General features: G+C 57.3%; 7 protein-coding genes. 4 read left to right on the top strand and 3 right to left on the bottom strand.

Going from position 1 to position 11,549, the window contains the following annotated elements; genetic code table 11:
• Nucleotides 1–85: 85 nt before the first annotated feature.
• A complete protein-coding gene (gene emtA / locus CWM52_RS00920; RefSeq protein ID WP_100682375.1) occupies nucleotides 86–697 on the bottom strand; it encodes a membrane-bound lytic murein transglycosylase EmtA in 612 nt (203 codons plus the stop codon).
• Between the two features lie 95 nt (nucleotides 698–792).
• Between emtA and ldcA the strand changes: the two genes are divergently transcribed.
• Nucleotides 793–1,707 (top strand): muramoyltetrapeptide carboxypeptidase, encoded by a 915-nt coding sequence (ldcA, locus tag CWM52_RS00915; protein ID WP_100682374.1) that lies wholly within the window; start codon nucleotides 793–795, stop codon nucleotides 1,705–1,707.
• A gap of 92 nt (nucleotides 1,708–1,799) precedes the next feature.
• A complete protein-coding gene (locus CWM52_RS00910) occupies nucleotides 1,800–3,533 on the top strand; it encodes a potassium/proton antiporter (RefSeq protein WP_100682373.1) in 1,734 nt (577 codons plus the stop codon).
• 134 nt (nucleotides 3,534–3,667) lie between these two features.
• Here the strand turns inward: CWM52_RS00910 and CWM52_RS00905 are convergent, their stop codons facing one another.
• Together CWM52_RS00905 and CWM52_RS00900 are read right to left on the bottom strand one after the other, a co-directional pair.
• Nucleotides 3,668–6,355 carry a cation-transporting P-type ATPase gene (locus CWM52_RS00905; RefSeq protein WP_100682372.1) on the bottom strand — a complete coding sequence of 896 codons (2,688 nt, stop codon included), beginning with the start codon at nucleotides 6,353–6,355 and terminating at the stop codon, nucleotides 3,668–3,670.
• 50 nt (nucleotides 6,356–6,405) lie between these two features.
• The gene (locus CWM52_RS00900; RefSeq protein ID WP_100682371.1) at nucleotides 6,406–6,837 is read right to left on the bottom strand and encodes a universal stress protein; all 432 of its coding nucleotides are present in this window, start codon (nucleotides 6,835–6,837) and stop codon (nucleotides 6,406–6,408) included.
• A gap of 531 nt (nucleotides 6,838–7,368) precedes the next feature.
• Here CWM52_RS00900 and CWM52_RS00895 point away from each other — a divergent pair.
• Complete coding sequence (locus CWM52_RS00895; RefSeq protein WP_100682370.1) at nucleotides 7,369–8,454, top strand: efflux RND transporter periplasmic adaptor subunit; 1,086 nt, start codon at nucleotides 7,369–7,371, stop codon at nucleotides 8,452–8,454.
• Complete coding sequence (locus CWM52_RS00890; protein WP_100682369.1) at nucleotides 8,454–11,516, top strand: efflux RND transporter permease subunit; 3,063 nt, start codon at nucleotides 8,454–8,456, stop codon at nucleotides 11,514–11,516. Before CWM52_RS00895 ends, CWM52_RS00890 begins: the two co-directional genes overlap by 1 nt.
• Nucleotides 11,517–11,549: the final 33 nt, after the last annotated feature.

The raw sequence follows: 11,549 nt of genomic DNA, 5'->3' as shown, positions 1-11,549 counted from the left end.
AATTGTCTGAAAAATGTTCCGCTCGCGCTGTGCTCTGCGGATAACACCGGGCGTGTCCCGGTTAACGCAGCGCGAGCGGAGGCGATTACATAGCGTCGAGCGCCTTCTGCAGCTTCCAGATATAGCGTGGGGCCTGCGGAGCCGGATGCTTTTTCACCACGTGCTCAAAGAACTCATCGGCATCCAGAGTGTTGATCTCGTCAATCGCATTCTGACGATTCGCGGAGAAGGTGCGCAGCAGCGCCCCGGCGCCGTTAGCATAAGAGACCACTACCGCATAGCGCATCACCTGCGGATTTTTAATCCCGGCAAGCGGGCCATTTTCAAGGATACTCAGATAGGCCGCGCCCATCGAAATATTACGTTCGGGATTTTTCAGCTCGCTGACCGATGGTTCGCCGCGCCAGCCCATGCGCCGATAGACATCGCGCCCGGATGTCGAGGGTTTCAGCTGCATCAGGCCAACCGCTCCGGATTTACTGATGACCGTCGGGTTGCCGCCGGATTCAATGGCGATAATCGCCGTCACCAGCTGCGGGTCAACGCCCCACGCCGCGCCGGCTTTTTCACTGACAGGCATCCACTGCATCGCCCGCTTAACCGGAACTTCAGCGTTCCACGGCGGGTTACGGTAATCCTGTTTTGAGCTACAACCGGCCAACAACACAACGATAAAAACACACCATCTCAATTTCACACATCTATCCTTATTGGCTGAAGTTTGCCGCCTGGAGATGACAATAATCGCTCCAGGCGGCATGATAACCCTTTCATTCTTAGCAAGGAATTGTCATGTCTCAGTTTTATCTGGTCGCCCCTTCAGGTTACTGCGTCAACCAGGAGGCAGCGCACCGCGGCGTTCAACGTCTGCAGGAAGCCGGGCATCAGGTCCTGCACCAGGAGGTCATCCCCCGCCGCCAGCAGCGGTTTGCCGGAACTGAGCATGAGCGCCTGAACGACATAAACCAGCTGGCGACCCTCGAAGGCGCTAATCGCATCGTGATGGCGGTACGCGGCGGCTACGGCGCCAGCCGCCTGCTACCGCACATCGACTGGCAGGCGCTCATTGCGCGCCAGCGGCAAAACCCGCTAATCATTTGCGGACACAGCGATTTTACAGCGATTCAAATGGGTCTGCTGGCCAAGGGTAGCATAATCACCTTTAGCGGTCCGATGCTGGCCGGTAACTTTGGCGCCGAAGTCATGGACCCGTTTACCGAACAGCACTTCTGGCAGGCGCTGCGCAGCCCGGAATTTACCCTCGAGTGGCAGGGCGACGGACCGGATTGCCGGGCCAAGGGGACCCTGTGGGGCGGCAATCTGGCGATGATAACCTCGCTGATTGGCACGCCGTGGCTGCCGCAAATCAGCAACGGTATTCTGCTGCTGGAAGATATTAACGAGCATCCGTTCCGCGTCGAACGGATGCTGTTGCAGCTGCTTAATAGTGGTATCCTCGCCGCTCAGCGCGCCATTGTCCTCGGCAGTTTTACCGGCGCCCGGCCTAACGATTACGACGCGGGCTATGATTTACCGCAGGTCTGCGACTATCTCCGCGCGCAGCTCGCTGTTCCGCTTATCAGCGGGCTGGACTTCGGCCACGAGCAGCGGACCGTGACCCTGCCCCTCGGCGCGAACGCGCTGCTGGTGAACAACGCGGCCACCACCACCTTAACGCTCAGCGGGCATCCGGTACTGACCGAATAAAAACATCGGTTACACATTTTCGGATACTCTGCGGGTAGTTAAAATAATGTCACTTTCATAAAACCTTTATGCCAGTAAGGAGTACGTCAACTTTGGACGCCGGTGCGGTCATTAGTCTGTTTATTCTGGGTTCTGTATTAGTAACCTGTAGCATTTTATTGAGTTCCTTTTCCTCACGCCTTGGCATCCCGATTCTGGTTATTTTCCTCACCATCGGTATGCTGGCTGGCGTCGATGGTATCGGCGGCATCCCTTTTGACAACTACCCTTTCGCCTACATGGTGAGTAACCTGGCGCTGGCGGTGATCCTGCTGGACGGCGGTATGCGCACCCAGGCGAGTTCGTTTCGCGTCGCCCTCTGGCCCGCCCTGTCACTGGCGACCGTTGGCGTCCTGATCACCTCCGGTCTGACCGGGATAATGGCCGCATGGCTGTTCCATCTCAATCTTATCGAAGGGATGTTGATCGGCGCGATTGTCGGCTCCACCGATGCCGCGGCGGTCTTCTCGCTGCTCGGAGGTAAAGGGCTGAACGAGCGCGTGGGCGCCACGCTGGAGATTGAATCCGGCAGCAATGATCCGATGGCGGTATTCCTGACCATTACCCTTATCGGGATGATTCAGCAGCATCAAACCGGCCTGAGCTGGATGTTTGCCGTACATATCGTGCAGCAGTTCGGCCTCGGCATCGTCATTGGTCTCGGCGGCGGCTATCTGCTGTTGCAGATGATTAACCGCATCGTGTTGCCTGCGGGGCTCTATCCGCTGCTGGCGCTAAGCGGCGGGATTATGATTTTTGCCGTCACCACCTCGCTGGACGGCAGCGGTATTCTGGCGGTGTATCTGTGCGGCTTCCTGCTCGGCAACCGGCCGATTCGCAACCGTCACGGGATCCTGCAGAACTTTGACGGGCTGGCGTGGCTGGCGCAAATCGCCATGTTCCTCGTGCTCGGTCTGCTGCTCACGCCATCGGACCTGTGGCCTATCGCCATCCCGGCGCTGCTGCTGTCGATGTGGATGATTTTCGTCGCCCGCCCGCTGTCGGTCTTTGCCGGCCTGCTGCCGTTTCGCGGCTTTACTCTGCGCGAACGGGTGTTTATCAGCTGGGTTGGCCTGCGCGGCGCGGTGCCGATTATTCTCGCCGTCTTCCCGATGATGGCCGGTCTTGATAACGCCCGCCTGTTCTTTAACGTCGCCTTCTTCGTGGTGCTGGTCTCCCTGCTGCTGCAGGGAACCTCCCTCTCGTGGGCGGCGAAAAAAGCCAAAGTGGTGGTTCCGCCGGTGGGCTGGCCCATTTCCCGCGTCGGGCTGGATATCCATCCGGAAAATCCCTGGGAGCAGTTTGTTTACCAGCTGAGCGCCGATAAATGGTGCGTCGGCGCGGCGCTGCGCGATCTGCATATGCCTCCGGAAACCCGCATTGCCGCTCTGTTCCGCGACAATATTCTGCTGCACCCGACCGGCAGCACCCGGCTGCTCGAAGGCGATATTCTCTGCGTGATCGGACGCGAGCACGACCTGCCGGCGCTGGGCAAAATGTTCAGCCAGTCGCCGCCGGTGGCGCTCGACCAGCGCTTCTTCGGCGACTTTATTCTCGACGCCAACGCTAAATTCGCCGATGTGGCGCAAATTTACGGTCTTGACGGCGGGGAAGAGTTTCGCGAACGCCAGCAATCGCTGGGGGATGTGATTCAGGATCTGCTTGGCGCTGCGCCGGTGGTCGGTGACCAGGTGGAGTTTGCCGGAATGCTGTGGACGGTGGCGGAGAAAGAGGAAGACCACGTGCTGAAGGTCGGGGTACGCGTGGCGGAAGATGAGGCGGTGTGATCCGCCTCTGTCCGCTCGCTGACGAAGGATGATGGCACGGTGTTGATGACAGCACCACCTACCACATCGCGCCTGAATCAGCTAATCAACGGCGTATCAGCGGCCCTGAAGGCCATTGATACGCCGTTCTTGCCTCAGGCGGTGCGCCATTTGCGGGTTAACGGTTTTTCGACCTCCACAATCAGGAACATCACAAAGCCGATAACAAAAGTGATCACCCAATAGCGGAACGGCAGCGCGGTGGTGCCAAACAGCATTTGCATAAACGGCGCGTAGATGATCAGCAGCTGCAGCGCCAGCAGAACGCCGCTGACGATCCAGATGCCTCTGTTCGCCAGTAAGCCTTTACTCAGCGAAAAGCCGTCGGAGACGCGGCAGTTGAGCATGTAAAACCACTGGGCGGTCACCAGCGTTTGCAGCAGAACGGTACGGATAAACTCCGGCGAATAGCCGCGCGGCTGGAGCCAGGCCTCCAGAACAAAGGCGCTCACGGCAATCATCGAGCCAACAAAAACCACCCGCCAGATGGCGAAACCATCCATAACATGCAGTTTAGGATCGCGCGGCGGTCGCGCCATGATGTTCTTCTCGCCAGCCTCAAACGCCAGGCCGAACGACAGCGTGGCGGAGGTCGCCATGTTCATCCATAAGATGAGTACCGGGGTCAAAGGAATTAAGTTCCCCGCCAGCAGCGCGATAATGATTAATAGCCCCTGCGCCAGGTTGGTCGGCATAATAAAAAGGATGGTTTTCTTCAGGTTATCGTACACCCGCCGCCCTTCTCTGACCGCGCTGGCAATGGTGGCGAAGTTATCATCCGTCAGCACCATGTCGGCCGCCTCTTTGGTCACCTCGGTTCCCTTGATGCCCATCGCGATCCCGACATCAGCCTGCTTCAGCGCCGGAGCATCGTTCACCCCGTCACCGGTCATCCCCACGACCTCTTTTTTACTCTGCAGCGCCTGCACCAGACGGAATTTATCCTCCGGGCTGGTACGGGCGAAAATATCAAACTTCTGCGCGGCTTCGCTGAGCTGCTGGTCGTCCATCACCTCCAGCTCGCGCCCGGTAATGGCCGTGCTGGCGTTGCCGATGCCCAGCATTTTGCCGATACTCATCGCCGTTTGCGGGTGATCGCCGGTGATCATCTTCACGCGAATCCCCGCCTGCAGGCAGTCGCCAATCGCCGTAATTGCTTCCGGACGCGGCGGATCCATCATCCCGGCAATACCGAGGAGAATGACGCCCTGCTGCAGATCCTGATGGGTCAGCTCGCTTTGTCCGCTGGCCGCAGGCTTCCACGCCGCCGCGACCATTCGCAACCCTTCCCGCGCGTACTCTTCAATTTTTGCTTCCCAGTAGGGCTGATTCAGCGGCTGCAGGCCCTCCTCCGTCTGCTGCTGCTGACAAAGCCGGAACAGCACATCCGGAGCGCCGGTGATTAAGATCATCTCTTCATTACCGATCCGATAGAGCGTCGACATATATTTATATTGCGAATCGAAAGGGATCTTGCTGCGCAATTCGGTTGCCACCGCCGGCAGCGCGACTTTCGCCGCCAGCACCTTCAGCGCCCCTTCCGTCGGGCCGCCGGTAATTTTCCATAACCCGCTTTCATCCTTGATAAGCTGGCTGTCATTACATAAGTCAATGGTTCTCAAATAGCGCTCAAGCAGCGTACCGGGCGCCACCACAACCGGCCCGGCCCCGTCGACCGGGTGGATATTGCCTATCGGTTCATAGCTATCGCCTTCCACCCGATAGACGGTATCCGCCGTAATGACGGCTTTAACCGTCATCTCGTTCATGGTCAGCGTCCCGGTTTTATCCGAACAAATTACCGTCATCGCCCCGAGGGTCTCAACGGTCGGCAGCTTACGAATGATCGCCTTCTGCCGCGCCATGGTCTGCACGCCTAAAGAGAGAATGATCGAGATAATCGCCGGCAAACCTTCCGGCACCGAGGCCACCGCAAGGCTAATCAGCGAGAGCATCAGCTCTGAAACCGGCATATCGCGGAACAGCAGGCTGAAGACGAACAGCGCGGCCATCATCACCAGAATAATAATAAAGATGGCTTTGCCGAGCTTATCCATCTGTACCAGCAGCGGCGTACGGTGCTTTTCAATATCCGCCATCATCTGGTTGATATGGCCCAGTTCGGTATCGCCGCCGGTCGCCACCACCAGGCCTTTACCACCGCCGGAACTGACCGTGGTACCGGAAAACAGCAGGTTGGTGCGATCGCCGAGGGGAAGATCTCCGCTCAGCGCCTCGGTGCTTTTCTCCACCACCGTCGACTCGCCGGTGAGTATCGCTTCTTCCACGCGTAGGTTGTGGGCTTCGATAACCCGCAGGTCGGCAGGGATTCGGTCGCCCGCGCGGATCACCACGATATCGCCCGGCACCAGCGCGGTAGTCGCTACCGTTTCATGGTTCCCCTGGCGGATCACCACCGCCTCGCTGGCCAGCATATTACGAATGCTCTGCAGCGATTTTTCCGCATTACTTTCCTGAATATGTCCAATCAGGGCATTGATCACCGCGACGCCCAGAATCACCAGAGTATCGACCCAGTGCCCCATGACCGCAGTCAGCAGCGCGGCCGCCAGCAGGACATAAATCAGGACATCGTTGAAATGGGCCAGGAAACGGAGCCACGCGGGTTTGCCTGGCTTTTGGGGTAACGCATTCTCGCCGTACTGCTGGAGTCGCGAGGCCGCTTCTGCGCTGCTAATACCTTCGGAGGAACTGTTGGTGCGGGTCAGGGTTTCATCGACGGAAAGCTTATAGAACGGGCCAGCCGGTTTGTCTGTACTCATAGTTATCTCCTCACTCCTGTAACGGAAATCAGAACAGCATCAGGCCGCCCCTAACGCACGACAAAAACCGGCACGTGGGCATAACGAACGATGCCTGCCGCCTCAGAACCCAGCAAATGGGTCTGAATATTGGGGTTTCGCGAGCCAATAATCACCACATCCGCCTGCAGCTCGTCAGCCAGTTTGATCACTTCATCGCGAACATTGCCGCTACGGACATGAATCTGGATGTCACTTTCCGGCAGGGTGGACTTTTTGGCCAACCCGGCAAGTTTTTCCTCAGCGTTTTTAACCAGATAGTCTTCCATTTTTCGCGCATCAGAAATAAATCCACGCGTCAGCACCGGGGAAAACAGAGGATTTACGTGCAACAGGTGAATTTTCCCGCAAGCGCTCTGCGCAAGAAACTGAGCGTGGGATAGCGCCTTGTCGGCAAGGCCAATCTCAAAGACATCAACCGGGACCAGAATATTTTTATACATACAGACAATCCTTTTATTACCAATAGAATAGATGGCGAACAACTTCCTACGACACGTGTTGCGGAAAAAATCTCAGGAACAAAGCTGGCACAATAATCGGTATGATTAAACGTAGCACAGGACGGTTAACATGATTAAGCCACCAATTAATATATTGAAAAATATCACTGAGATACCCCCCTTCAGTCAATTCGGCTGAAAACGCCGCCAAAGCGTCGACATCAGGGCGATTTTTACTCTTTTTAACATTTCCGCTTTTCTACGACTATCCTCATAATCAGGAGCTGTAACGATTACAAAAACCACCCCATAATTAGGTATATGAGGATTTACTTACTATATATCCATCACTAAAGGAGGAGCGATGTTTGGCTATAGTCTGGTTCGCCTGAGCCTGTTTATCGCCCTGGCAATCATTGCCTGTACGGCGACAGGATTATTCACCTATCTCGTCGTCTCTGCCCTGGCTGAATAAATCCGCCGGTTGTAACCAATATGTAAAATAAATCTTTTAGCTTTGCGGGGAATACAGTGAACCGTTATTTTTCTCTCATTCCTGTTGTTATTTTGATAACAACAGCTTGCGACCAGAAAGCGCCGCAGGTTACACCGCTGCCACGGATGGTGAAAGCCGCTGAGGTGACTGCGGTCGGGGATTCACAGCAGCGTGTTTTCCCCGCGCGCATCGAATCCGGGGACTCTACGGATCTCTCATTTAAACGCGGCGGCCTGGTGGAATCGCTCGATGTGCGCCAGGGCGCCAACATTACGCAAGGACAGGTCCTCGCCCGTCTCAACGCGCGGGAAGCCCAACAGCGTTTCAATGAACGACAAACTGCCGCCACGCTCGCGCAGCGGCAGTTTGACCGCTTTCAGACCCTCGCCGGTCGCCAGGCTATTTCAAAAGCAGAAATGGACATCCAGCGCGCCAGCCGCGACTCGGCAAATGCCGCGCTGAAAATTGCCCGCGAAGAACTCGACCAGTTGACGCTAAAGGCGCCGTTTAGCGGGGTAGCGGCCAGCGTACCGGTGCGCAATCACCAGGTGGTGGCCGCCGGGCAGACCGTGGTGACCCTGACGCGTAGCGATCTGCTCGACGTGGTCTTTAGCATCCCGGAAAATCTGTTTAGCGCCTTTGATATTCGCAACGCGCAGTATCGTCCGCTAGTGAAAATCAACGCCCTGCCGGATCGCCAGTTTACCGCTCAGTACAAAGAGCATTCCGGCAGCAGCGACAATCATTCCCTGACGTGGCAGGTGATTTTGACCATGCCGCGTCCGGCCGATTTCCCCGCGGTGGGCGGCGTCAGCGGGACCGTGACGGTGAATCTGGCGAATCTGCCCGCCAACACCGGTCGCGAGGCGCTGGTGGTGCCGGTCGAGGCGGTGTTCAATCCCGATAATCATCCGCGCAATGAGCCGCACGTGTGGGTGATTAAGGGCGATGGCGAACAGCTGCATCTTGAGGATCGCAAAGTGAGCGTCGGGCAGGTCACCACCCAGGGGGTGGTTATTACCGACGGGCTCAGCGCCGGCGAGCGCGTTGTGGCGGCTGGCGTAAGCGAACTGCATGCCCAACAGCCGGTTCGAATCTGGACGCGTGAACGAGGACTTTAATGGATATCTCTCGTCAGTTTATTAATAATCCCGTTCGCATCTGGTTAACCATTCTGCTGCTGGGCATTGGCGGTATTTTCGCCCTGCTCAATATCGGCCGTCTGGAAGATCCGGCCTTTACCATTAAAACGGCGGTGGTCATTACCCACTATCCTGGCGCTTCGGCGCAACAGGTCGAAGAAGAGGTCACCCTGCCGCTGGAAAATGCCCTGCAACAGCTGCCTTATCTGGATAACGTCAGCTCTATTTCGTCCAACGGGCTCTCGCAGATTACGGTGAATATCGCCTCGAATTACCACTCCAACGAGCTGCCGCAAATTTGGGATGAGCTGCGGCGCAGGGTGGGCGATGCGGCCCGTCTGTTCCCTCCGGGCGTGGTCACCCCCTTCGTGAACGATGATTTCGGCGACGTGTTTGGCTTTTTCTTTGCCATTTCCGGCGACAGTTTTACCAATCCCGAGCTGGTCCGTTATGCCGAGCAGCTGCGTCGGGAACTGGTACTGGTGCCCGGCGTTGGCAAGGTCGCCATCGGCGGTGCACTCCCCCAGCAGATTAATATTGATATCTCTTTACCCAAAATGGCCGCCCGCGGCATTACGCTAAACCAGCTTTCCGCCATTCTCAGCCGCCTGAACGTCGTTTCCAGCGCCGGGGAGATTAAATCCGGTAGCGAGTCCATTCGCCTGCATCCGACCGGGGAATTTGAGAATATCGACGAACTGGGCGATCTGCCGATCAACCCGCACGGCACCGGGGCGGCGACCCGGCTGCGGGATATTGCCACCATCTCGCGTGGCCTGAGCGAATCCCCGACCAGCCTCTACCACGCCAACGGCCGCCAGGCGGTGACCATGGGCGTCTCGTTCATTCCCGGCGTCAACGTCATCGATGTGGGCCACGCGCTGGAGGCCAGACTGGCACAAATGTCGGCGGAAAAACCCGCCGGGATTCACCTCGATCTGTTCTACGATCAGGCGGCTGAAGTCGGCCACTCGGTTAACGGCTTTATCACTAATTTCTTAATGGCGCTGGCCATTGTCGTCGGCGTTCTGCTGATCTTTATGGGCGTGCGCAGCGGTATTATTATTGCGTTTTCGCTGGCCCTCAACGTGCTGGGCACGCTGCTGATTATGTACCTGTGGGGCATTGAGCTGCAGCGGATCTCGCTAGGCGCGCTGATTATCGCCCTCAGCATGCTGGTCGATAACGCCATCGTGATTGTCGAAGGCGTGCTGATTGCCCGCCAGCAGGGGTCAACGCTGCTGAACGCCATCAACTACGTTATCCGTCGTTCCGCCCTGCCCCTGCTGGGGGCGACCGTGATAGCCATCCTCGCCTTCGCGCCTATCGGTCTGTCACAGGACTCGACGGGGGAATACTGTAAATCGCTGTTCCAGGTGCTGCTCATCTCCCTGATGCTCAGCTGGTTCTCGGCGCTCACCATTACCCCGGTGTTGATCAAATGGTGGCTGTTTAAAGGCGCGGCATCCCCGACGCCAGCCGCTGAGGCCGATCCTTATCGCGGACGCTTTTACCGCAGCTATCAGCAGATCCTCAACGCCCTGTTGCGGCAAAAAACCGTCACCCTTACGGTGATGGCCGCGCTGCTGGTCGGCGCGGTCTGGGGATTTGGCTCGGTACGACAGAACTTTTTCCCGTCATCCAATACGCCTGTCTTCTTTGTTGACCTGTGGCTGCCCTACGGCACCGATATCGCCGCCACCGAAAAAATGACCAGCGATATCGAAACCGCGATTAACGGCCAGCCGGGCGTGGTCACTACCGTGGCGACCATCGGTCAGGGCAGCATGCGCTTCATCCTTACCTACAGCGGCCAGCGGCAGTACAGCAACTATGCGCAGATCATGGTGCGCATGGCTGACCAGCGCAGCATTGACCCCCTCACTCGCCACGTCGATGCCTATATTGCCCGCCACTATCCGCAGGTGAATGCCAGCAGCAAGCGGGTGATGTTTGGTCCATCCAGCGATAGCGCCATCGAGGTGCGTATTAAAGGCCCTGATCCCGACAGATTGCGGCTGATAGCCAGCCAGGTCAGCACGATCCTTGCGGCGGATCCGGCCGTCGGCAGCGTGCGTAACGACTGGCAAAACCGCAGTAAAACCATCCGTCCGCAGTATTCGCCGGTCCTCGGCCGCGAGCTGGGGGTGGATAAGCAAGATATCGACAGTGCGCTACAAATGAATTTCAGCGGTAGCCGCGTCGGGCTGTATCGTGAAGGCGCCGATCTGCTGCCGGTGGTGGTACGCCCGCCGGCCACCGAACGTCAGGATGCCAACCATCTGAAAAACGTCCTGGTGTGGAGCCAGAGCCGTCAGCAGTACATTCCGCTGAGCAACGTCGTCAGCGGCTTTAACCTCGAATGGGAAGACCCGTTAATTCTCCGCCGCGACCGCAGCCGCGTCCTCACGGTGATGACCGACCCCGACCCACTGAGCCATCAAACCCCGGGCGATATTCTGGCGCGAGTCCAGCCGCAAATTAACGCGCTCAGTCTGCCGCATGGCTACAGTATTGAGTGGGGAGGCGATGCGGAGAACTCCAGCGAAGCGCGGCAGGGGCTGTTCACCACCCTGCCATTAGGTTATCTGGTGATGTTCGTCATCACCGTGCTGATGTTCAGCTCGCTGAAAAATGCCGTTGCCATCTGGCTGACCGTGCCGCTGGCGCTGATCGGCGTGACGCCGGGCTTTTTAATCACCGGCATTCCCTTCGGCTTTATGGCGCTTATCGGTTTGCTTAGCCTGAGCGGCATGCTTATCCGTAACGGCATCGTGCTGGTTGAAGAGATTGAACAACAAAAACAGGAAAAACCGCAGCACGAGGCAATTATCTATGCGGCAACCTCGCGCTTACGCCCTATACTGCTCACGGCCTTTACCACCGTGCTCGGGCTGGCGCCGCTGCTGCTGGACGTCTTCTTCCAGAGTATGGCGGTGGTTATCATGTTCGGGCTGGGTTTTGCGACCATTCTGACGCTACTGGTTCTTCCGGTTATTTACGCCTGTTTTCACCCTAAGGATATGCGGCAACCACAATGAACACCACCGGGTTAAATATTATTAAAACGCTGG

The organism is Raoultella sp. T31 (assembly GCF_002806725.1).
Classification (GTDB): domain Bacteria; phylum Pseudomonadota; class Gammaproteobacteria; order Enterobacterales; family Enterobacteriaceae; genus Klebsiella; species Klebsiella electrica.
This window is presented reverse-complemented; position numbering and strand designations above follow the sequence as displayed.